Below are 22335 nucleotides of genomic sequence, written 5' to 3' on the forward strand. Positions count from 1 at the left end.
CGGGTCAATTCTCGATGAAAATCCCGGGTCAATTCTCAACGCAAATCTACACCTGGGCCGTTGACGAGACATGGGATCTCGTCTCGGCGGCGGCTGAAGAAAACGATGCTGCCGTCCGCTTTCGCCGGGGCTGGTTTCTGGGTGACGGCACGGGCGCGGGCAAAGGCCGCCAGGTCGCAGCCATCATCCTCGACAACTGGCTTAAAGGCCGCCGTCGTTCGCTCTGGGTTTCGGTATCGGACCGCCTGCTTGAGGATGCTCAGCGCGACTGGTCGGCTTTGGGGCAGGAACGACTGCTGGTGACGCCCTTGTCACGCTACCGGCAGGGTTCCCCCATCAAGCTGGCGGAAGGCATCTTGTTCACGACCTATGCGACCCTGCGTTCGCAGGAGCGGGGCGGCAAGGCGAGCCGGGTCCAGCAGATCGTCGAATGGCTTGGCCGTGACTTTGACGGTGTCATTATCTTTGACGAGGCGCACGCCATGGCCAATGCAGCAGGCGGCAAGGGCGCGCGCGGCGATGTCTCAGCCTCGCAGCAGGGCCGGGCGGGCCTGCGGCTGCAACATGCCCTGCCCAATGCCCGCATCGTCTATGTCTCGGCCACCGGTGCCACGACGGTGCAGAACCTCGCCTACGCCCAGCGGCTCGGCCTGTGGGGCGGCGAAGACTTTCCGTTTGCCTCACGCGCTGACTTCGTGGCCGCGATTGAGGATGGCGGCGTTGCTGCCATGGAGGTGCTGGCCCGCGATCTGAAGGCGCTTGGCCTTTATGCGGCCCGTTCATTGTCATTCGACGGTGTCGAATATGACCTGCTCGAGCACCAACTGACACCTGAGCAAGTGCGTATTTACGATTCCTACGCCGGGGCATTTCAGGTCATTCACACCCATCTCGATGCGGCGCTCGAAGCATCGGGCGTTACCAGTGCATCACATGGAACCTTGAACGCACAGGCCCGGTCGGCAGCGCGATCAGCGTTCGAAAGCGCCAAGCAACGCTTCTTCAATCACCTGATCACCGCAATGCAGACGCCAAGCACCATTCAGGCGATGCAGCGCGATCTTGAGGCAGGCCATGCCTGTGTCGTGCAAATCGTATCGACGGGCGAAGCGCTGCAAGAGCGGCGGCTTGCCGAAATCCCGACCGACGAATGGGACGACGTTTCCGTGGACATCACGCCGCGTGAATATGTGCTCGATTATCTCGCGCACAGTTTTCCTGTGCAGCTCTATGAGCCGTTCACCGACAGTGAGGGCAATCTCGCGTCGCGGCCCGCATTCGACGCGGATGGCAACCCTATTCTCAATCGCGAAGCCTGCCGAGCCCGTGATGCGATGCTCGAGCGGCTTGCGGCTTTGCCGCCTGTGCCCGGCGCGCTTGACCAGATTGTCCAGCATTTTGGGAGCGATGCGGTTGCCGAGGTGACCGGACGTTCCCGTCGGATAGTGCCCCGCGCCAGCAGCGATGGTTCGGTGCGCTTCGCCGTCGAAAACCGGCCTGCTTCAGCCAATATTGCTGAAACCCATGCGTTCATGGATGACAAGAAGCACAGCCTCGTCTTCTCCGAGGCTGGCGGCACGGGGCGATCCTATCATGCCGACCTGGGCGTGAAGAACCAGCGCCGCCGCGTCCACTACCTGCTCGAAGCAGGCTGGAAGGCCGACACCGCCATCCAGGGCTTTGGCCGCACCAACCGCACGAACCAGAAGCAGCCACCGCTGTTCCGCCCGGTATCGACCGACGTGAAGGCGCAGAAGCGCTTCATCTCGACGATCGCCCGAAAGCTCGACAGTCTCGGAGCGATCACGCGCGGCCAGCGGCAAACCGGCGGCCAGAACATGTTCAGCGCCAGCGACAATCTGGAATCCTACTATGCCCGCGATGCCCTGCGCCAGCTTTACCAATTGCTGGTGCGCGGCAAGATCGATGGCTGTTCGCTGGCGCAATTCGAAACGGCCACCGGCCTGTCGCTGCTCGACAGTGACGGCGGGCTCAAGGACGAGCTTCCACCCATTACGACCTTCCTCAACCGGATGCTGGCGCTCACCATTTCCATGCAGAACATCCTGTTCGAGGCCTTCGAGGGACTGCTGACGGCCCGGGTCGAAGGTGCAATCGCCAGCGGGACCTATGAAATAGGCCTCGAAACCCTGCGCGCCGAATGCTTCTCGGTCTCCGACCGCAAGACCATCTACACCTATCCCGGCACCGGAGCTGTGACCCACCTCCTGACCATCGAACGCAAAGACCGGATTGAGCCGGTTGTGCTCGAGAGGGCGCTGGCCATGGCAGTGGATCGCGACGCCGAACTCGTGATCAACACCCGCTCCGGGCGCCCGGCAGTCAAATTGCGCGCGCGCAGTCTGATCGACGATGATGGCGGCATTCACCCGCGCATCCGCCTCGTCCGCCCTTTGGAGGCAACCAATATTCTCGCCGAGGTGTTCGCGACCAGTCATTGGGAGCCGGTGAACCGTGAGCGGTTCAGCGAAGTCTGGCAGGCCGAACTTGCCGATTTGCCCGAGTTCGAAACCTCGACCCTGCACATGGTTTCAGGCCTGCTGCTGCCGATCTGGCGGCAGCTCCCTAATGAATCGACCCGCGTCTACCGCCTGCAAACCGATGCTGGCGAGCGCGTCATCGGCCGCAAGGTTTCGCCCGCTTGGGTCGCCACGGTGATTGAGCAGGACACGGCGTCCGTCGTGCCTGCCGATGCTTGGGCGATGCTGTGTGCCGGAGATGCTAAATTGCATCTTGCCGAAGATCAGACGCTCGCCCGGGTGCGGGCCATGAACGACTGGCGGATTGAACTCACTGGCTTCAATGATCTTGGCATCGAGCGATTGAAGGCAATGGGCTTGATCTCCGAGATCGTCTCGTGGAAACTCAAGCTCTACATACCGACAGGGGCTGTCGGGGTGGATGTGCTCGCCAAGCTGCTCGACCGGTTTCCGATCCAGCGGATTGCGGCACGCAAAGCCGCCTGAAGGAGCCCCACATGGACAGTCCCGCCGCCGAAATCGCCCGCCGCCTTGCGGCCTCAGCCGAGGCGGTCTGCCGCCGTTACCTGTCCAATGGTCGCCGTGAAGGCCGCTACTGGCTGGTCGGCGATGTTCACAATTCTCCGGGTCGCAGTCTCTACGTCCGATTGTCAGCAACAGCCGAGAGCCGGGGAGGCGCGGGCAAATGGACAGATGCGCAAAGTGGCAACCATGGTGATCTTCTCGACATCATATCCGGGAGCTGTGCCCACCGGACCATGCGCGAGACACTTGATGAAGCCCGCCAATTCCTGAGCCTGCCGCCGCCACCGGAAACCGCGCCGCGCAACCCGACCACACGCAAGGCGCCGACCGGCACACCAGAAGCGGCACGGCGCCTATGGGCCGCTTCAAAGCCGATCATGAACAGCATCGCAGCGCGTTATCTTAGTCGCCGGTCGATCACCGATCTGTCCGGCATAGATCAGCTGCGTTTCCATCCGCGCTGCTACTATCGTCCTGCTGAAGATGATGTCCCTGGTGTGCGGGAGGCATGGCCCGCCATGATCGCTGCAGTCACCGATAATGAGGGCACTATCACGGGGGTTCACCGCACTTGGCTTGATCCGCAATCCCACGACAAAGCCGATGTCGCATATTCACGACGCGCCATGGGTCACTTGCTCGGCTCGGGTGTCCGGTTCGGCAAAGCGGACGGTGTCATGGTCGCCGGTGAAGGCCTCGAAACTCTCCTGTCGTTGCGGCAGGTGATGCCATCCATTCCCATGATTGCCGGACTTTCAGCCGCCCATCTCGCTGCCATCCAGTTCCCTGCCGCGCTACGTTGCCTCTATGTCGCGCGCGATGATGATCCTGCCGGGGCAACGGCATTGTCGACCTTGATCGAGCGCTGCGAACCGTTTGGCATTGCGGTCATACCTCTTGAACCCCGGCTCGACGATTTCAACAGCGACCTTACCGCCTATGGCCACGAGCGGCTGGCAGCGGCCATTCGGGTGCAGCTCAGCGCCGCCGATGCCGTGCGGTTTCTCAAAGAGTGAGCGAAGCTGGCCGGTAAGCGGGGGATTGTCCGGGGCAGTGGGGCGCATGGCCACCTCTCCCGGTCCTTGAAGGTCGCCACGCCATCGGCCTTCGGGAGGGGGCGACTGCGGCAGCGAACACGGGCACCGCAATGGCTGCGCTGCGGCTATTTTCCGCCGGGGCTGCGCCCCTTTGCATCGCGAAACAAAATTGCCTTGCTTCGCCATCCTCCGCTGGCGCTCCGGCCGCGCGTTTCCGCGCGGTGCAGACCCGTGCCCGCCGCCGCTGGTCGTCGCCACGAAGGCCGCGAGAGGCGCGGCTCAGGACACGGAGACCATCATGGCAAGCGCCCCAGATCTTCCCCTTGAAGACACCACCCCCGAACTCGGCTCAACCGCCTATCTCCTCCAGGAAATGCAACTCTACGGCTATCGACCCTTCGAAGACGAACCTGATGGCAGGCCGCTACCCGATGCCCGTCTTGCCGGTGGCGCGGTCGCCGACATGTTCGACGGGCTTGTCTCAGCTTTGATCGACACCCGCATTGAACCCGATCTCGAAGACCTGCTCTGGAACCTCGTCAACATCTTCCACCGCGCCGGCGAGCGGGTCGAACGCGATCTCGACGACAATGAACAGGCGCAAAAACGCCTTCAGCGCGAGCAGGATGGCAGCGAAGTGCGCTCGGTCGAACTTGAGCGCCAAATTGCTGAAGGCATCTCGCTCATCGAACGCCGCGACACGATGGAATTCTTCCGCGAAGCCGCCGCCGATCAATTCCGCATCTATGCCCACAAGGCCTGGACGCCCCGCACTGGATCCCGCGTCAACCGCAAGGCCATGACCTCAGCCATCATCGACAGCCGCGACTTCCTCGACAAACGCGCCAGAGAGAACGCCCGTGTACTGCTGCCCGAAGGCACCCGCATTGCTTTCACCGGTGGCCCAGATTGCAACGATCACTCGGCCATCTGGGATGTCCTCGACCGGGTTCATGCGCGTCATGCCGACATGGTCCTGTTGCATGGTGCCACACCAACCGGTGCCGAGCGCGCCGCCGCCTGCTGGGCCGATACACGCCGTGTGCCGCAGGTCGCTTTCCGTCCCGACTGGAACCGCCACAAGAAGGCAGCACCGTTCAAGCGCAACGATCGTATGCTCGAAGCTCTGCCAGTAGGTCTGGTCGTATTTCCGGGCACCGGCATCCAGGACAACTTGGCTGACAAGGCGCGCAAGATGGGCATTCCGCTCTGGGACTTCCGCGAGAAGCGGTGAGCGCCACGCCTGAGTGGTTTGCGGCGCCAAGCGGGCTGCGCTTGCGAATACGAGTCCTTGGCTGCACCAGGCATCTAAGCTGCATCCAGAATCTACCTGGAGAGTGGCATGCATGTCTTGTTCCTGACAGGGTGCGTCACGATAGGAACGGCGGTGATGGGGATGAGGCGGGATATGAAGCCACTTAGGGATCTGACGGCTGGAACCGATTATGACGATGCCGTTTGGCCGGAAGACCGCGTCGGGCCCTTCGTGCCGGTATCTGAGCACGATATCAGCGTGTTCAACGAGATCGTTGGTGACGAGATCGATTCCGATTTCGCCTCTAGCATCTGTTGCTGTAACTTCTGCTATGACGATTTCCGTAGGCGCTGGCCCAATACAACGTTCCGGCAATCCGAATTCCAAAACCAATCATTCGAGACGGAATATCTCCTTGAAAACAGCCGCGCTCCCGGCTGCTACAGCGATGGTGAGATGTCGACGCTTCGTCATTTCGTGCAATGTGAGCGCTGCGGCAGCTATACCAAGCAGGTCTGGATATATGAGCACAAATTTAGCGATCCCGAGGAAATCGAAGACGCGATCGACGAGCTGGTGACCATCGGAAAGCGAACTCCCTTTCTGCTGCTTGAGCACGAGTTCGCAAAGCGCGTTCTCGATCAGATTAGGCGGATGGCTGAGAGCCAGATCAAGGCCCCCTTCAGCGCCCCACTGTTTCGCGCTAGGACCAACGCAGATATTTTGAAATGCGGGCAGTCACCGACGGACTTGTCCACGTTCGGTCCGGCGCCAGCGCAATATGTCGGAGAAGGGCGTTTCAACCATGCGGGAGCGCCCCTGCTCTATGTCGCGAGCAGCCCGGAATTGGCGGCTGCAGAGATCGGGTGTCCTGACGAGTCCTGCACCGTCGGGGAACTCGCGTTTTCCGGGGAGATGAAGGCGCTAGACCTTGTCGACCTCGAAGATGGAGATGAGGGCGAAAATCTGATGCTTGCCCTCAGCAACTCCGCGCTGCTCTACGCGCCTCGAACGGGCGACGGGTGGATGAAGTCTGAGTATGTCTTTTCCCGGTTCGTTGCAGACTGCGCGCGAGCTGTTGGCTTCGATGCCATACGATACGGATCGACCAAACTGGTATCAGGCGTCAACTATGTCCTGCTGGATCCGGAGGCCTCATTCAAGGCGATCGCAACGCTCGTCGGCCACCGTCCCCTCATAGGTGGAAAGCCAGACCGTCGTTATTAGGCCAGACCTTGTCCTTCCAGTATGCCGAAAGCTGACTGCCTTGACGACAGCTTCTGGGAAATTTTTCGGCGACGGTGCGGCTGAGATTGGCGCGCAAGACAGCCAACACTTCAACTGTCCAACAACCGCTTCTCATAGACCGTACTGATTGCGCTCCCATCCCAGACATAACAGAGATGCCGTTCCTGACGGCAGTTCGACAACAGCCGAGGCCGGAAAACAGCGGCGCATTCGCCGCCGGGATCGCGGACGCTTTCATAGACCATCCCGTCCGACCCGGCATCGCGCAAGGTCCGCGCGGCTTCCTGCGACACGGCATAGCTGCTCGGATGGTACATCGCGGGCAACGCCTCGCGCTGCCCGCGGATGTCGTGAAGGCTCGCGTCGAGGTCTACGGCATAAACCCGCATGTCCAATTCCTGCGCCGGTTCGTCGGTGGCCTCAAGGAACTGCGTGCGGTGATGGCGGGTCTCGGCGATGGCGGTGGTCAGTGTCAGTCCGGCATAAAAGACGCCGTAGCTGCCGTCGGTGAAGCGGTCGCCGACCGGATTGAGGTGGGTGAACGCCGCCATGATAGGCGACGAACCGGGGCCTGAGACGCGGTCTTCAGGCGGCACGAGCGACAGCTCGCCTGCCTCGTCGCGCAGGCGGTCATTGGTCATCGCCTCGATGGCGTAGACCGCTTCGAGATCGGCAGGATCGGCAACCGCCTCGAACAGCGAGATCGGCGGAAATCGGCTCGGGATGATGCGGTAGCAGGGCGTCCAGCGGACTTTAGACGTGGGAATGTCCACGGGTCAGCCGCGCTGCCCGTCAACATACTGGCGCACGACATAGAGATCGGCGACATTGCCGGACATCATCCGGTCAAGCGCCGAGGCGCCGCCAAAGACTTGCGCCTTATTTGGCTTACGCACCCACTCATCGGCCGTCTTTGGCAACAGTATCTGCAGGCCTTTGTAGATGCCCATGACATAGGAAATCCGCTCCAGCGCATCCTTGGGCAGCGCCGCGACCACGCCGCGCTTCCAGGATTGGAAGGTCGAGCGGCTCTCCAGACCGAGCAAACGCATTTGCTCCTGCTCTTTCAGGCCCCAGGCCTCGGCAATGCGGAAGAACGTGCGCAGGGCTGGCCCCGTCAGATCCTTGCGATCAAGTCCCTTTGCAGGCGCTTTGGCTGCAGCTTGGATACCCATGTCGGCACATCCTTTCATGGCTTCATATGCTCATATTCTGGACAAAAGTCAATATGAGAGCTGATATTGCACATTTCTACCTGTGTGCTTCAGCGAGAGCCCTCTGCTGTTGCCCGTCCGCTGTCCAAGGCGACGACGCCACTCGATCAGCCAGTGGCTGCGTGAGAGGGATGATTGCTACTGCGTTCCACGCAGTGATCCGGCGGGGAGGAGGCCTCCGACTTTTGGTCGATGAAAACGGAGATAGCGGACTGACGTTCGTTCTCCGGTGGCGCGAAAACCACCCCTGTTTGTCGCCTGTCTGCGGGTCTCGTCACGCCTAATGCCGTCAACCCCGTGCGGGGTTCGCCCTTCGCTGACGCTGCGGTGACGGCGGCTCCCGGCCCCTTCTTTTGGCGCCATCGGGGATGGTCCCCGACCACCTTTAGGAGAAACGACATGGCTACCATCGCAAACCTCACCGTGAAGTCCGACGACAGCTTCGAAGGCAACCTCGCAACGCTGACCGTCTCTGCACCGATCGCCATCATCCCCAACAACCGCAAGACCAAGGACAGCGAACCCGACTACCGCATCGTCAGCCGCAAGAACGGCTTCGAACTGGGCGCAGGTTGGAAGCGCTTCTCGCAGAACACCGGCGCCGAATATGTCTCGGTCTCGCTCTCGGCTCCCGAATTTGGCACGATTTACGGCAATATCGCCAACGCGCCGGGCGATGATCCATCGAAGAAGGTCATCATCTGGAACCCGCCGGGCTGAAGCACCAGCGACGGCCCCGCCTCCGGGCGGGGCCATAGCATTTGTCAGCAATTCATCGCGCATCAGTTGAGACAAAATGACGGGCGTGCGTGAAAATCTCACTCTTCAACGCACGCCCGCCTCCATCGTGCGCCCAAAGCACGCACGCGGCCGGTCCATATGACGGCCGACCTGGTGGGCTTCTTGCGGGTTCGCCGCCATTCCCACCGCCATGCTCGATCCGCCCCTCAGTGCGGCGTCTCCCATGGTCCCCGCGCTTATCGGGTCCGGGTCCCCATTCTCTCATTCCGCGTTGGGCGTGGCCAGACGGCCAAGACTATCTATCTCCGCAATGCGCTGAAACTCGGTCAGGTATTCCGCGCGGTGAACCGAGAGCCAACGGACGATGCGCGCGTTTGCCAACAGCTTTCCGAGATAGCCCCGCGCGAAGGTCAAATGGAGGTTGTCGATGCCGTAGGTTTCCTCGACCGATTTGACCTGCGTTTGCAGAGCGGCAAGCTCGCGCTCCATCCGGCTGATCTGTTGGCTGGTCGGGCCAGTCACGTCGGGCTTGCGCGCCTTCTTGCCTGCGGGAACCAGCTGCTCTTCGGTCGTCGCCGCGAGCAGCGCGCGTGCGAACATCAGCGAGAAATTGTTCTGTCCGATCATCAGGTCGGCCGCCTCAATCTGCCGCAGCGCAGTCATGCGTCGCAGCAGATCGAACACCTTCATCGAGCAATTGGTGTCCTTGAGGGCATCGGCGGCCTCGGTACAGATGCCATCGAGCAGGCGGAATCGCGCGCGGATCGACTGCACTTCGAGACCGAGCGCATCGGCGATGACGGCTTCGGTCACCCCGCGCTCGATGGCGCGCACGATCATCCGATGTTCCTGAACCGGCGGGAGGCGGTTGACGCGCTTGTTGTAGGTGTAAGTCTCATCGTCATTGGAGATGAGGCACTCGACCGTTGGAATTTCGAGCTGGCGCAAGGCTTCGACCCGCAGATGCCCATCGAGCAGGAAATACTTGCCCGCATTCTTGGGATCGGGAGCGACAGCGGGAGCCTCGACAATCCCGATCGCCTTGATCGAACTGAGGATCTGGGCGAACTTCTTGCTCTCGCGCACGCCCTGCTGAAGTAGCTTCAACGGAACGAGCTGATCGAGCGCGACGGTGACGGTCTCGCGCTCAAAGCCGAGCCGGACGCGGTGGTCCGAGCCAGGTTCCATGTCTGGTGTGTTGGGTTCGGACCAGTCAGTCATCGCTCTCACCCGCAATTCGCATGGCCAGAGCGCGTGGCATCGTCTCGAGCGCCTCGGCGCGCAGCAGGGTCAGAAATCCCTCGTCGCCCAGCAGATCCTTGATGGCCTCGACGATGAACAGCAGCCGGGTCTGTGTGAAATCAGACTTCTTGACGAGCAGGCGCTGCTTCTCCGATTCCCGCTGGTAAACCTGCATGAGGTCGCTCGCGGTCAACTTGCGATTGGCGGAATGCCGACCGAGCTTTCCTGCGGGCATCGATTTGTTGTGCCCGCGCATCCGCAGCTCGAGCAGCCGTCGCACCGAAGCCAGCTTCTTGCCGCGCAGCTTGCCCGTCTCATAAGCGTCGAGCAGCAGGTTTTGCGATTCCTCGGATTCCGCGCGGGAGATTTCCATTGCCAAGCTGATCGGGATGAGACCTGTTTCCACCGCAGCAACGAGCCGTTCCTCGCCGCGCTCCAACAGCGAGACGATCATGCTGACCCATGAACTGCTGACCCCGATCTTGTTCCCGATCTGGGTTTCATTGTACCCGCGCCCGCGCAAGGCGCCGATCTCGCGCATCACGTCGATCGGGCGCGGCGTCCGGCGTGCGATGTTCTCGACCAGGCTCATCACCAGACAATCGCTCTCGCTTGCCTCGATGACGACGGCGGGAATTTCCGTCTGGCCCAGCATCTGAAATGCTTCGAGCCGGCCTTCGCCGCAGACAAGATCATAGCGAGGCCCGCCCGGACCCTGATGTCGGCTCACGGTGATCGGCCGCTTCAATCCGATCGACTCGATGTTGTTCACGATCTCACGGTGCTGACGCTTGTTGCGCGAGCGCGGATTGAGCACCGTAATCTTGGAGACCGGGATCATCTCGATCTGCTGGGGGCGCACAACGGGCATCAGGCAGCCTCCGGAATGGCGACGGGCGCCGTGATGTCATAGAAGAAGTCGACCGTGTCGAAGCGATAGGCGTCGAGGTGCAGATCGTTGTCCTCGGCCAGCCGCAGCCGTTCGCTGGCGACGTCGATCCTCGGGAACAGATAATAGTCGAACGGCGCACGGTTGTGCATGTCCATGCGCACGACGACGGTGATGTCTGCGAGGTGGCTGGTGTCGAAGCGGATCTTCCAGCGCAGGAGGCCGGTCGGTGTCGGTGTGCAGCGCACCAGAACAATAGCGAGGCTGAACTCGCCATTCACGCGGATGCTGTCGCTGGTGAGGTCCTGCCAGGCATCGCTCCCCTGGGCGTGAAGGCCACTCAACACGTCGCGGACGATGTCGGGGTGCAGGCGGCGCAGCGCCTTGTTGATGGCAACGTAGCGGTAATCGCGCTCCGGCGAAAAGCCCACCAGGCTGTAAGCGCGCAGGAGACTGCCAAATCGCGAGCTGAAGGCGCTGCTCGACGGCAATCCCTCGCATTCGTCGATAATGATGCCGGACAGCAGGCCCTTGCTGGCGTAGAGGCCTCGCAACGCTTCCAGCATCTCCTCGTCGGACAGGCGGAACGAGCGCGCAGCGATGATCGAATGGGCCGCCTCGAACAGCTCCCGCTCGACGATCCCCTCGAATGCACCCTGTGACCTGATCCACATGTCCGGGGCATTACGAACCCGCTTCTTCTTCAGTTTGAACGAACGGCGATTCCAGACATTGTCGCCGACATATTTTTCATTGATCAGGAGCTGGTGGACGGTGCCGCGTGTCCACGGGCGTTCGAGGTCGGAGAGGATGCCGCGATCATTCAGATCCTCGGCGATCTCGCGTTCGGTTCGCCCATCATGGACGAAAGCCTGGTATATCCCATGCACCACGCCGATCTCTTCTGGCGGTCCGGGTGTCAGGATGACGCGGTCGGTCTGGAGACTCTTCTGCTCGCCGCGGCCGAGCACCGCCTTGGTGTTGCCGTGCTCATCTATCAGCGTCCGCCGCAGGCCGAAACCGGCGGGACCGCCCTGGCGGTAGCCTTTCTCGATGAGCCGCCCCTGGCCGGCAAAAACCTTGACCGAAAGCTCGCGGCTGTATTCGCCAGCCATGGCGCGCTTGAAGCCCTTGAACATGGTGCTCATCGGCGACCCGTCATTTTCGAACTGTTCGGCGCAATAGGCGATCTGAATTCCGGCCCGGCGACAGATATATTCGTAGTAGGCGCTCTCGTCCGCGTCCTGGAAGCGCCCCCACCGGCTGACATCATAGACCAGGATCATCTCGAAATCGGCGCTGCCGGATTCGACGTCAGCAATCAGTCGTTGCAGTGAGGCGCGGCCATCGATCGACAGGCCGCTTTTGCCGTCGTCGGCATAGGTGCGGACAATTTCGATGCCCCGAGACGCCGCATAGTGGCGGATCGCGTCGGCCTGATTTTCCGTCGAGTATTTCTGATGGTCGGTGGACATCCGAACATATTCGGCTGCCCGCACCGTGGGCGGCTGTTCGGCGTCGCTTGGCGCGTCTTCTTGATCCCAACCCGCCAATGCGCGCCCCTTTCGAAATCCGGACTGCAGTGGCCAGGGCGGCCAACCGCTGCAGCGCGAAACACGGACCTCTCCGGCATTCCCGCACTCTCAACAGTATATGTGGGAAAGGACCGGAAGATGTTGCCGAAAAAGGGCAGGAAGTTGCCAGCTTGGGAAGGCGCGCTCGCCAGCCGCCAGGCCTATGCCGAAGTCATCGCCAATCTGCTGCGCAAGGAACATGGCGATACGCATCGCGCGGTCAAGCAACTGATGCGTCTGACCCATGCCAGTGAGCGGTCCGCCAAGCACTGGATGGCCGCGCAACATGGGCCGGACACGGTCTTCTTCTTGCGCTTGGTTGCGACGTCTCCGGTTATCCGGGCGTTCGTCCTGGGCATCATCGAAAGCCAGCAATCGGCCTTGACGGAGGCTGCCATAGCAGGGCCGAGCAGAGCATCTTTCGGGAATAGTCGCCGGGAAGAGATGGCTGCGGGCAGATATTGGCCGAATTCTGACCCTACAAATGACCCTGAAAGTGGCCCTGTAAATGACCCAATAACGGACGGGCTCAATGAGCGACAGCGCTGGATACTCGACCGAGTCGCGCGCGGTTTGCCGACGAGGGCGCGCGATGTTGCAGCGCATTGGCAGGTGAGCATCAAGTCGGCGCGGCGCGATCTTGCAGGACTGTGCACCTGCAATCTTCTGCACTTTGTCGGTGCCCGAAAAAATGGACGCTATCACCTCGTTCGCGCGTGAACGCAGATGATGTCGGCAGGACGAGGCCTCGCGCACGGAAGGCATTGATTGATCGCTGTCCTTCCGATGGGTCTGCAGTTAAGATCCATGCGATGAAACGTGACATGGATCTGGTCCGCAACCTGCTGCTGGAGATCGAGGACGGTCGGCGGGCGTTCGAGCTGATGACCCCGGAGATCGCCGAGATACTGGGCGAAAATGGTACAGGCAAAATGCCGCGCGATCAGGCTGAGCTGATCGAATACCATCTGGCTTTGCTTGACGAGGCGGGTCTCATCACGATCCAGGCGAAGCTGTCCGGTGCGGTCTGGCAAATCGGTCAGATCACCTGGGCTGGCCACGACTTCCTCGACACCATCCGCGACCCTGCCATCTGGCGCGAGACAAAAGCCGGGGCCAAACAGGCCGGCGGTTTCAGCATAGACCTCCTGAAAGCGCTCGCCAAAGGGCTGATCAAGAAGAAGATTGAGCAGCACACCGGCGTTGAGCTGGACCTCTGATCTTCAGCGGAAACTGCGCGATTGTAGCCTGATCCGTCCCTCGTGCCGGCCCGCTCCGCGTGGTTGGGCTATTCGCGGCACCCGTTCGCGGGGGGTCATCGGTGACCGCAATCCTACTTTTGCTTCTCGCTCTCTTGAGATGTGAAAAATGGGAAGAAGCTCTTCTGCTGCTTGAGCTTCAACATATCGCCGACAGCAATAGCGTTCGCGCTGCGCCTCTCGCCTCCGGCAGGCGTGATAACTTGCAGATCCGGATTTTCCATGATGGCCTGATGTATGTCTTCGCTATGTGCCGGCGTCGAATTGTAGATCCCGGCATAGAAATCGGCCACGCCGATCACATCGCCCGATTCCGAGACGAGGCGGGGGATGTCGGACATTAGCTGGGTGTGCGCACTTTGACGGCCAGACACATCGAAGAGGTACAGCGCGCCATCCTCGTGGCTCGGGTCATAGGCGAGCATGTTGAGGCCTGATCGCCCGAAATGCGCCTGCTCCGAGCTGTTGTCGTGCAGCACGTTGTTGTAGACCTGCCGGGCGCGGTGAGCATTCGCGAAGTGGATCAGCCAGTATCGCCACCCATCCGGATTGTTGATCGAGAACGGGCTGACAAAGGTGGCGCAGGTGCGGAATGTGTCGAACACCAGCCGTTCTGCTGCGCCCAGCCATTGCTGTTTCTTGATCCCGAAATCGAGAGCTTCGATATCCTTGGACTGGATGCCGAAGGGCTGAAGCTGCGCCGCGAGCCGTATCGGATCATGGGTCTGAAGGTACGTCAGGAGCGACTGGATCGCGAAAGTGTAGAAGACTTCGACCGACGGGTATGAGTGCATGATGTCGACCAGCGTCGACCGGCTGACCTTGCTGTGGCCGCATTGGTCGAGGTTGAACAGCACATTCCGGAAGCGGCCTTGTTCCAGGAATTGCTTCATTGCCGGATAGGCATCTTCGAATGGCTGGTTCAGATACTCAATGCGCAAATGAAGGCGCGGGACATTTTGGACGATTTCGGCCTGAAGCGGTGCAATATGCGCCTTGAGCGTTTCGAGAGCATCCCTGCTGAAATCATTCAGCACCAGCAGACATTCGACCTCAATGAGGCCGAGACCTTCCGCCGTCCGATGCATGTTGACCGCCTCGACTGCTCGTCGCAACTCCTCAATGAAGATGAGCGGCGAACCCGACGCGCCGCAGCGATATCGCCCTCCGCCGGCGAAGCCATCGACAATCGCCAAGCGGAACTTTTCCATCTGGGGGAGCTGGCAGCGAACCGTCAGGTACTGGAAGAAATACTCCCGGAGGATCTTGTGCTTGCGCCGCGAGTGGTCCTCCAGCGTTGCGCCATCCACCCACTCATACGGTTTTTCAGCCATTCATTCCCCTTGCCGATGACCGGCCTGTTGCATGTCACACGGCAGCGAGGAACGCCGACGGCATTTCATCCCAGGTTTTGCCCCGATACTCGCGGCCGTTGGCCTTCTTTGAGCGGCGCTTGTTATCTTTCCCCCAGGTGCCCCATTGCTTGAAGAAGAAAGCCGTCTCGAATGCGACGCATTGATCGTGAATCTCGTCAATCCACTCCTCCCTGATCGGTCGGGCAGAGCGGCCACTTTCACCCCCGACGATCGCCCAGTCTATTCCAGCGAGGTCGATCTCACCGACCGGCCCAATCAGCGGTTCGAAGGACAGAAAACGGATTGCAGCCGGTACGTTTCGCAGGTGGTCTATTCGCTCAACCACATCTGCATTCTCGATACTTGTTCCGAGCCACACATTGGGAAGGACGTCCTTGATAAGCCTGGTTGTAATCGACGCCATGCGGTCAGGGCGCTTCGTCAGAATCTGGTAGTTGTGATGTGGGGTTTCGCGCATCACCTTCCAGACGTCCAGAATGAAGGCGTCGCTGACCTGTTCGTGGAAGAGATCACTCATCGAGTTGACGAAGATCTTTCTTGGTTTGCGCCAGCGCAGCGGAATCAGGAGCGCATCGCGATCTTCCCGGATTACACCGTTCCAGATCGTGCGCTCGCCGCTCCGCCGTGTCAGCCCTGCGTACTTGCTGACGCCCATAGCTTCGAGGCGCCGAGCCATTTCCATAGCGTAGCAGTGCGTGCAGCCCGCGCTGACAATGGTGCAGCCAGCCACTGGATTCCACGTCGAATCCGTCCATTCAATCTGTGTTTCAGCCATTTCGACCTCGCTGATCTTGCTCAGCCAGCATCGCACCTACCACACATGGAACAAAGATAGAACATAGCATCTGCATCACGCGGCCTCGACGCCATGCGCTTCGAACGCCACGCCAAGGCGCTTGCGCACCGCGCCGAAGATCGCGGCGAGATTGTCCATGCTCGGATTGCCCTTCTCCGAAAGCATGCGGTGCAGGCTCTTGCTCGGCCGCTTGGTCTCACTGGCGAGCTCCTCGAACCCGACCGAGGCGTTGACGAGATCGCGCAGAATCAGGCGCGCGACATGCGGCTCGCCATTGAGAAAGGCGGTGGCTGCCTCATCTAGCATGGCTTTGGCAAAGGCTGGATCGCGCGCGGCACGTTCCTTCACCGTTTCCTTGAAATCGCGTGTCAGCGCCACCGTGCCTAACTCCTTGCCTTCTTCGCCTTGGCCTTGCGGCCCTTGTATTCGTCGAGCAATGCGCTCGCCTGCCTGATGTCCGACTGCTGCCGCTTCTTCGTCCCGCCTACGAAGAGGATGATCAGTTGACCTCCGTCCTGCGTCAAATAGAGCCGGTATCCCGGCCCCCAATCGATCCGGTATTCGCCAAGCCCGCCACCGATCCATTTGACGTTCGACAGGTTGCCCAGTTCCATGCGGACGATGGCGGTTGCCACCTTGGCTGCGGCCTGCACATCGAGACCGTCAAACCAGCCCCGGAACGGGCAGGTGCCATCTTCACAGACATACTCCTCAACAATCACGTTGCACCGCCTTTGGTAACATATTCGTTACCTTGTGTCGAGAGTTCAATTCCGGATCAGGCGGCGAGACTAGGGTGTCGCAAGCTAGCCGCCCCCTTATTGAGCAGACGAGCAATCTCGTCCGACGTCCGTTGGACTGCGAGCTTCAGCGCCTCATCGATATGGATGTAATCCTGGGTCACGTTTTGGGAGGCGTGCCCGAGCATGGCTCGGATCGTGAGTTCCGAAAAACCGAGTTCGCCTGCGATGCTCCCGAACGTATGCCGCAGGGTGTGAGGCGTTACGCCCGAAATCCCGGCGAGTTTGCAAACACGACCCAGACAGGAGCTCACGGCCGTGTACGGTCCAGCCCCGGCTTCCGATGGGAAAACGTGGGGGTTGCCTACGATTTCCGGCTGCCGCTGGACTATGTTGAGCGCCGCAGGACCAAGCGCGCGCACTTGCGCGCCGCCCTTGGTATCGGGAAAACTGACAAATCCGCCCGTAGCATTGACCCAGGCTCTTTGCATGGCTTGCGCCTCTTCCCGGCGATAGCCGGTCAGAAGAAGCGTTTGCAGGACGCCCAGGGCCACAGGATTTTCGTGATTTTGCTCGGCATAGGCAATCGCCTTCCCGAGCATCTCGATCTCGGCGACACTCAACCGCCGGGTCCGCTTCTTGCTGGCCAGCTTCTTGGCGCCTTGGGTGGGATGGGCAGCCAGCAATCCCTTGTGCTTGGCGTGGCCGATGATTGCCTGAATTGTGCCGAGGCAACGGGAGGCAACACCGGCTCCGCCAGTCGCCTTTCCACCGCGCCCACCAGTTCGGGCTTTGGCCGTTTTCCCATTCTTCACGTCGGATTGCATCTGCTCGACATCGGCGATGCTCAGCTGCGAAACCACGCGCTTGCCGAGGAGCGGGATGATGTGCGTCTTGATCCGGCTTTCATCCATATCAAGCGATGACGCCTTTATCGGCCTGTTCAGCCTGCCTAGAATGTTCCCGGCACGCGCCTCGATCAGATACCAGTCGCACATCTCGGCGACCGTCATACCTTTGCGTGCTCGGCGATTTTCGTCGGCGGGATCTTCGCCCTGGATAACAGACGCCAGGTGCAGTTTCGCCTGATCTCGAGCCTGATCAACTGTCAGAACGCCATATCGGCCAATGTTGATCCGCCGCTGGATGCCCTCAGGATTCCGATATTGCAGGATAAAGGTCTTTGTCCCCGAAGGCAGGATGCGTGCGCCGAAGCCCCTGACTTCCGTGTCCCAGAGTACGGCTTGCCCTTTGGCGGGAGGGAGCAGCCCATCGACGCTGCGTTTGGTTAGCTTGACCGTGGGCATGAACTTCCCCCGTTTGGTGACAAAATCTTCTGCCGAGCATTTTGTCACCATATTGTCACCAGATGCAAGCCCATTTAAGGCTACACGATCGCGGTCGGGAAAAGTTTCACTGCCTTATATCACTGGTTTTGCGTAATTAATCGAAGTCAGGCGCACTTGGGAAAAGTCAGGCGGCCTTCTTGCCAAGGTTGGGGTCGAGGGTTCGAATCCCTTCGCCCGCTCCAGTTTCATCCTTCAGCAGCATCATTTTCGTCGCTGAGCGCCAGTGGCGTTCGGCTTGTGGTGATTCGCGTTCGCGCCTCCCAATTCAGGTCAAGTTGACACAGTTGACACAGTCCTGAGCGGAAACTCCGGTGGGGGTCCGCCGGGGTTCCTTGCGGGCACGTTGCGGCAAATTGATGCGGGTCAAGGAGCATGGCGGGCGTTTACCGCAGAGCCCGCGCTGTAGGACAGGGGAAAGCCAAGCAAGCCCTTGTTTCCGCGCCCGCCAGCGATAGAGTTCGCACGCGGAGCGGCCTCCTGCGGCCACACCACGACCCCACGCTCGGGCGAGAGACCCGGCGGGACACACGAGAGGAACGAGCATGACCGGCGCACTGCCCCCGCATCCCTTCAAGGACTTTTACGGCAACTATATCGGCGGACGCTGGGTCGATGCCGCAGACGGGCGGCGGTTCGACAATTCCTCGCCGATCACGGGGCAAGTGATCACCTCGCTGGCGCGCTCTTCCGCCGCCGATGTCGAAGCCGCGCTCGATGCCGCGCACGCTGCCAAGGATGCGTGGGGCAAGACCAGCGCCGGTGAGCGCGCGCTGATCCTGAACCGGATCGCCGACCGGATGGAAGCCAATCTGGCGCTGCTGGCCACCGCTGAAACGTGGGACAACGGCAAGCCGATCCGCGAGACGATGGCGGCGGACATGCCGCTGGCGATCGATCACTTCCGCTATTTCGCGGGCTGCATCCGCGCGCAGGAAGGCGGGATTTCCGAGATCGACAACGACACCGTGGCCTACCACTTCCACGAGCCGCTGGGCGTGGTCGGCCAGATCATTCCGTGGAACTTCCCGATCCTGATGGCGGTGTGGAAGCTAGCCCCCGCGCTGGCGGCGGGCAACTGCGTGGTGCTCAAGCCCGCCGAGCAGACCCCGGCCTCGATCCACGTGCTGCTGGAACTGATCGGAGATCTGCTGCCCGCGGGCGTGCTCAACGTGGTCAACGGCTTCGGGCTGGAGGCGGGCAAGCCGCTCGCGCAGAGCCGCCGCATCGCCAAGATCGCCTTTACCGGCGAGACGACGACCGGGCGCCTGATCATGCAGTATGCCAGCGAGAACCTGATCCCGGTGACGCTGGAGCTCGGCGGCAAATCGCCCAACATCTTCTTTGCCGACGTGATGGATGCCGATGACGACTTCTTCGACAAGGCCTTGGAAGGCTTTGCGATGTTCGCGCTCAACCAGGGCGAGGTCTGCACCTGCCCCAGCCGCGCGCTGATCCAGGAATCGATCTACGACAAGTTCATGGAGCGCGCCGTCGCCCGCGTCGAGAAGATCGTGCAGGGCAGCCCGCTCGATGCCGCGACGATGATCGGCGCGCAGGCTTCATCCGAGCAGCTGGAGAAGATCCTCTCCTACTTCGAGATCGGCCGCAATGAAGGCGCCAAGGTGCTGACGGGCGGTGAGCGCGCGGTGATGCCGGGTGACATGGCGGGCGGCTTCTACGTCAAGCCGACGATCCTTGAAGGCCACAACAAGATGCGTGTGTTTCAGGAGGAAATCTTCGGCCCCGTGGTGGCGGTGACGACCTTCAAGGACGCCGAGGACGCGCATGCCATCGCCAACGACACGCTCTATGGCCTTGGCGCTGGCGTGTGGACGCGCAATGGCACGCAGGCCTATCGCACGGGCCGCGCGGTGCAGGCGGGGCGCGTGTGGACCAATTGCTACCACGCCTATCCGGCGCACGCGGCGTTCGGCGGCTACAAGCAATCGGGCATCGGGCGCGAGAACCACAAGATGATGCTCGACCACTACCAGCAGACCAAGAACCTGCTGGTGAGCTATAGCCCCAAGGCGCTGGGCTTCTTCTGAGGCCGATGCACAAGGTTGCAGCCACCCCGGCGGCGCTGGCCCTGCTTGGCGAGATCATCGCCGAGCATGGGCCGGTGCTGTTTCACCAATCGGGCGGCTGCTGCGATGGCTCTTCCCCCATGTGCTACCCGGCGGGCGAATTTCGCGTGGGCGAAAGCGACGTGCTGCTGGGGCAGGTGGGCGAGGCGCCGTTCTATATCGGCGTGCGCCAGTTCGAGGCATGGAGCGCGGCGGGCGAGGCGGTGGACCTGCTGCTTGATGCCGTGCCGGGGCGCGGGGGGATGTTCAGCCTCGATAACGGGCGCGAGCAGCGGTTTTTGATCCGGTCGGGGGCGTGTGCGGTTTAGGTTGGTTGTGTGAAGGCGTACGACTGTTTGCGCCCACTAGCAGCCGTTCGCATCAACCTCGAAAACAACTGGCTTGCCGCGCGACGATGGTTCCCAACCCGCAGCCAAAGCGGCGCGAACACCGTTCTCGATGATCCGTGCGTTGACCTGCGGGCGGCGGAGCTGCGGTTGCAGCTTCGAACGACGTGCTGATTGCATGGGAAACTCCAGAACCGCTTCGCGCTGTCCGTCATGCAGGCGAAGCGAGAACGTCATTCCTCTCCAGCCATCGACCGTGCACCACTGCGGCTCTCTTTGCACTGCCCATTCGTAGTGCGCGCCATCGACTTCGACGGTTCCGGAAAGATCGCGAGTATGCAGCATCCCTGAGGCTTTAGCAGCAATGTCCGCTGTCCACCACTTCCGGCCTTCGTGACTCACCTAATCGCGACCGAAAACCCACCGTCGCCCCGTGCTTGACACGGGGCTTGGCTACCTTTGGTCGCCGCCAGCCAGCGCCTCCGCCACCGGATACCACTGGTCCCAAAGGTCGAGCCAAACGTGAGGTTGCAAAGAAAGCCAAGCCCCGTGTCAAGCACGGGGCGACGGAGGACAGGTCGGTCTAAGGTCGCCGGAGCCTAGCGCTTGCCGCAGGGCTTTGAGCCGGAGGCCTGCACGACAGGCAGCAGGATCCACGGAAACAGGCCCGCGAAGAACACCGATTGCGCGGCGGTGGCGGCGAGGCCTGCGGGCACGACGAGGAACGCGAATGCGCCCCAGGCGAGGAGCAGGGCCCAGCCGAGCAGCCAGCTTTCCAGCCATTCCGGCTTGGCGCTGAGGCGTTCGAAGCAGAGGTGCAGGGCGGGCAGGCGGGAAAAGGTATTGCGGGCGGGTTTCATCGGTCTGGCTTTCAGAAGCCCAGCGCGGTGAGGCTGGGGTAATCGTCGGGGCGGCGGCTGAGCGGCCAATCGAGCTTGCGCTCGTCGGCACGGATCGGGTGTTCGTTGATGCTGGCGATGCGGCGGCGCATCAGGCCGTGTTCGTCGAACTCCCAGTTTTCGTTACCGTATGCGCGGAACCACTGGCCGCTATCGTCGTGGTATTCGTAGGCGAAGCGCACCGCGATGCGGTTGCCATCGTGCGCCCAGAGTTCCTTGACGAGGCGGTAATCGAGCTCGCGCGCCCACTTGCGGGTGAGCAGGGCCTCCACGGCTGCGCGGCCCTGCACGAACTCGGCGCGGTTCCGCCACTCGGTGTCCTCGGTATAGGCAAGCGCGACGCGCTGCGGATCGCGGGTGTTCCACCCGTCTTCGGCAAGGCGCACCTTCTGCGCGGCGGTTTCGGCAGTGAAGGGCGGGAGCGGCGGACGCGACATGACAGGGCCTTTCATCGAGGCGTGAGGGGACGGGTTACTTCAGGAAAGGGTGGCACCCGGGCGGGAGTGCGGGGGGGATGAGACCCGCCCGGGTGCTGGGGCTCTGTGCGGCCAGGGATGTGCCGCCAGAGCGCTGTGGCCGCCGGGAAGGGAGGGGGGAACCGGCGGCTGCAGGCTTTATTTAGGTATGGGGATGCGGCTTCGGTAGGGGGATAATCTGCAACACTACGTTCCATTTTCTGAAAGGGCGGCGAGCTGTGCTTCGAGAGCGGCGATCCGCGCATCGCGCGTCGCGAGCGCTGCGGCGACGTCGTCTGCATGGAAAAGCTGCGGGATGTGCTGCGGGCAATTCACGTCCCACGCGGTGATGGTGAACACCATCGCCTGCTCGGGCTTGCCGCGATAGCCGGGCACCGCGAGCGCGGCGTTGAGATCGGCATCGCCCTCGATCACCTCAAGCTCGCCCCAGATCTTGATGCGGCGGCGATTGGCGTAATCCATCAGGAAAATGAAAGCCTTCTTGTTCTCCGCTGCATTGCCGGTGGTGATGTACTGCCGGTTGCCGGTGAGATCGGCGAAGGCGAGGCGCTTGTCGTCAAGGATCCGGAGGAAGCCCTTCGGCCCGCCGCGATGCTGGATATAGGGCTGCCCGTCGGCGCTGGCCGTGGCGAGATAGAAGCTGCGCGCTTCGCCGATGAAGGCGGCGAGGCCGGGTTCGACCCGATCGGCCATGATCATCCCGGCATAGTGGTGGCGCGAGCCCTTGCGGATCTGCGCAGCCTTGACCGAGGGCGAGAAGGCGTGATCGGTGGGATCTGAGATTTCGGACATCAGAGCGGA

At 61.6% G+C, this 22335-nt stretch carries 22 protein-coding genes and 1 pseudogene; 9 read left to right on the forward strand and 14 right to left on the reverse strand.

Annotated elements, in window-relative coordinates:
• Positions 1-53: 53 nt before the first annotated feature.
• The 4 genes and pseudogenes from ACO06X_RS10905 to ACO06X_RS10920 all read left to right on the forward strand — a co-directional run.
• Positions 54-2987: pseudogene (locus tag ACO06X_RS10905) on the forward strand (strawberry notch family protein); the annotation flags it as partial.
• Positions 2988-2998: 11 nt separating this feature from the next.
• Positions 2999-4042, forward strand: a complete 1044-nt coding sequence (locus ACO06X_RS10910; protein ID WP_421836317.1) for a DUF7146 domain-containing protein — start codon at positions 2999-3001, stop codon at positions 4040-4042.
• Positions 4043-4361: 319 nt separating this feature from the next.
• Complete coding sequence (locus tag ACO06X_RS10915) at positions 4362-5297, forward strand: DUF2493 domain-containing protein (RefSeq protein WP_421836318.1); 936 nt, start codon at positions 4362-4364, stop codon at positions 5295-5297.
• A gap of 108 nt (positions 5298-5405) precedes the next feature.
• Positions 5406-6545: an RES family NAD+ phosphorylase gene (locus ACO06X_RS10920; RefSeq protein ID WP_421836319.1), complete on the forward strand. Its 1140-nt coding sequence runs from the start codon at positions 5406-5408 to the stop codon at positions 6543-6545.
• Between the two features lie 110 nt (positions 6546-6655).
• Here the strand turns inward: ACO06X_RS10920 and ACO06X_RS10925 are convergent, their stop codons facing one another.
• Both ACO06X_RS10925 and ACO06X_RS10930 read right to left on the reverse strand, forming a co-directional pair.
• Positions 6656-7339, reverse strand: coding sequence for an RES family NAD+ phosphorylase (locus tag ACO06X_RS10925; RefSeq protein WP_421836320.1), 684 nt, complete (start codon positions 7337-7339; stop codon positions 6656-6658).
• A 3-nt stretch (positions 7340-7342) separates the two neighbouring features.
• The gene (locus ACO06X_RS10930; RefSeq protein WP_421839886.1) at positions 7343-7741 is read right to left on the reverse strand and encodes an antitoxin Xre-like helix-turn-helix domain-containing protein; all 399 of its coding nucleotides are present in this window, start codon (positions 7739-7741) and stop codon (positions 7343-7345) included.
• Positions 7742-8179: 438 nt separating this feature from the next.
• On the opposite strand from ACO06X_RS10930, the gene ACO06X_RS10935 reads away from it, so the two are divergent.
• Positions 8180-8500 carry a DUF736 domain-containing protein gene (locus ACO06X_RS10935; RefSeq protein ID WP_421836321.1) on the forward strand — a complete coding sequence of 107 codons (321 nt, stop codon included), beginning with the start codon at positions 8180-8182 and terminating at the stop codon, positions 8498-8500.
• Positions 8501-8782: 282 nt separating this feature from the next.
• On the opposite strand, the gene ACO06X_RS10940 is transcribed toward ACO06X_RS10935, so the two are convergent.
• From ACO06X_RS10940 to ACO06X_RS10950, 3 genes are read right to left on the reverse strand one after another with little or no spacing between them, the layout of a single operon-like run.
• Positions 8783-9742, reverse strand: a complete 960-nt coding sequence (locus ACO06X_RS10940; protein ID WP_421836322.1) for a plasmid partitioning protein RepB C-terminal domain-containing protein — start codon at positions 9740-9742, stop codon at positions 8783-8785.
• Positions 9735-10634, reverse strand: a complete 900-nt coding sequence (locus ACO06X_RS10945; protein WP_421836323.1) for a plasmid partitioning protein RepB C-terminal domain-containing protein — start codon at positions 10632-10634, stop codon at positions 9735-9737. Before ACO06X_RS10945 ends, ACO06X_RS10940 begins: the two co-directional genes overlap by 8 nt.
• A complete protein-coding gene (locus ACO06X_RS10950) occupies positions 10634-12151 on the reverse strand; it encodes a recombinase family protein (RefSeq protein WP_421839887.1) in 1518 nt (505 codons plus the stop codon). Before ACO06X_RS10950 ends, ACO06X_RS10945 begins: the two co-directional genes overlap by 1 nt.
• Before the next feature lie 174 nt (positions 12152-12325).
• Here ACO06X_RS10950 and ACO06X_RS10955 point away from each other — a divergent pair, with 174 nt between their 5' ends.
• Together ACO06X_RS10955 and ACO06X_RS10960 are read left to right on the forward strand one after the other, a co-directional pair.
• Complete coding sequence (locus ACO06X_RS10955; RefSeq protein WP_421836324.1) at positions 12326-12946, forward strand: hypothetical protein; 621 nt, start codon at positions 12326-12328, stop codon at positions 12944-12946.
• 92 nt (positions 12947-13038) lie between these two features.
• Positions 13039-13446 carry a DUF2513 domain-containing protein gene (locus tag ACO06X_RS10960; protein ID WP_421836325.1) on the forward strand — a complete coding sequence of 136 codons (408 nt, stop codon included), beginning with the start codon at positions 13039-13041 and terminating at the stop codon, positions 13444-13446.
• Positions 13447-13559: 113 nt separating this feature from the next.
• On the opposite strand, the gene ACO06X_RS10965 is transcribed toward ACO06X_RS10960, so the two are convergent.
• From ACO06X_RS10965 to ACO06X_RS10985, 5 genes are all read right to left on the reverse strand, one after another.
• The gene (locus tag ACO06X_RS10965; RefSeq protein ID WP_421836326.1) at positions 13560-14819 is read right to left on the reverse strand and encodes a three-Cys-motif partner protein TcmP; all 1260 of its coding nucleotides are present in this window, start codon (positions 14817-14819) and stop codon (positions 13560-13562) included.
• A gap of 34 nt (positions 14820-14853) precedes the next feature.
• A complete protein-coding gene (locus ACO06X_RS10970) occupies positions 14854-15636 on the reverse strand; it encodes a DUF5131 family protein (RefSeq protein ID WP_073974578.1) in 783 nt (260 codons plus the stop codon).
• A gap of 75 nt (positions 15637-15711) precedes the next feature.
• The gene (locus ACO06X_RS10975) at positions 15712-16035 is read right to left on the reverse strand and encodes a DNA-binding protein (RefSeq protein WP_073974572.1); all 324 of its coding nucleotides are present in this window, start codon (positions 16033-16035) and stop codon (positions 15712-15714) included.
• 5 nt (positions 16036-16040) lie between these two features.
• On the reverse strand, positions 16041-16379 hold the full coding sequence (locus ACO06X_RS10980) for a type II toxin-antitoxin system RelE/ParE family toxin (protein WP_421836327.1): 339 nt from the start codon (positions 16377-16379) through the stop codon (positions 16041-16043).
• Between the two features lie 56 nt (positions 16380-16435).
• Positions 16436-17704, reverse strand: coding sequence for a tyrosine-type recombinase/integrase (locus ACO06X_RS10985; RefSeq protein WP_421836328.1), 1269 nt, complete (start codon positions 17702-17704; stop codon positions 16436-16438).
• A 584-nt stretch (positions 17705-18288) separates the two neighbouring features.
• On the opposite strand from ACO06X_RS10985, the gene adh reads away from it, so the two are divergent.
• Positions 18289-19794: an aldehyde dehydrogenase gene (adh, locus tag ACO06X_RS10990; RefSeq protein ID WP_421836329.1), complete on the forward strand. Its 1506-nt coding sequence runs from the start codon at positions 18289-18291 to the stop codon at positions 19792-19794.
• Between the two features lie 5 nt (positions 19795-19799).
• A complete protein-coding gene (locus tag ACO06X_RS10995; protein ID WP_298191031.1) occupies positions 19800-20141 on the forward strand; it encodes a DUF779 domain-containing protein in 342 nt (113 codons plus the stop codon).
• 36 nt (positions 20142-20177) lie between these two features.
• Here the strand turns inward: ACO06X_RS10995 and ACO06X_RS11000 are convergent, their stop codons facing one another.
• The 4 genes from ACO06X_RS11000 to ACO06X_RS11015 form a co-directional block, all read right to left on the reverse strand.
• The gene (locus tag ACO06X_RS11000) at positions 20178-20504 is read right to left on the reverse strand and encodes a hypothetical protein (RefSeq protein WP_421836330.1); all 327 of its coding nucleotides are present in this window, start codon (positions 20502-20504) and stop codon (positions 20178-20180) included.
• A gap of 254 nt (positions 20505-20758) precedes the next feature.
• Positions 20759-21019, reverse strand: a complete 261-nt coding sequence (locus ACO06X_RS11005; protein WP_421836331.1) for a hypothetical protein — start codon at positions 21017-21019, stop codon at positions 20759-20761.
• A gap of 11 nt (positions 21020-21030) precedes the next feature.
• Positions 21031-21495 (reverse strand): DUF1348 family protein, encoded by a 465-nt coding sequence (locus ACO06X_RS11010; protein ID WP_421836332.1) that lies wholly within the window; start codon positions 21493-21495, stop codon positions 21031-21033.
• A 225-nt stretch (positions 21496-21720) separates the two neighbouring features.
• Entirely contained in the window at positions 21721-22326 is a 606-nt protein-coding gene (locus ACO06X_RS11015) for a pyridoxamine 5'-phosphate oxidase family protein (RefSeq protein ID WP_421836333.1), read from the reverse strand.
• Positions 22327-22335 lie beyond the last annotated feature (9 nt).

The sequence above is a fragment of the Novosphingobium sp. genome, assembly GCF_965229225.1.
Taxonomy (GTDB): domain Bacteria; phylum Pseudomonadota; class Alphaproteobacteria; order Sphingomonadales; family Sphingomonadaceae; genus Novosphingobium.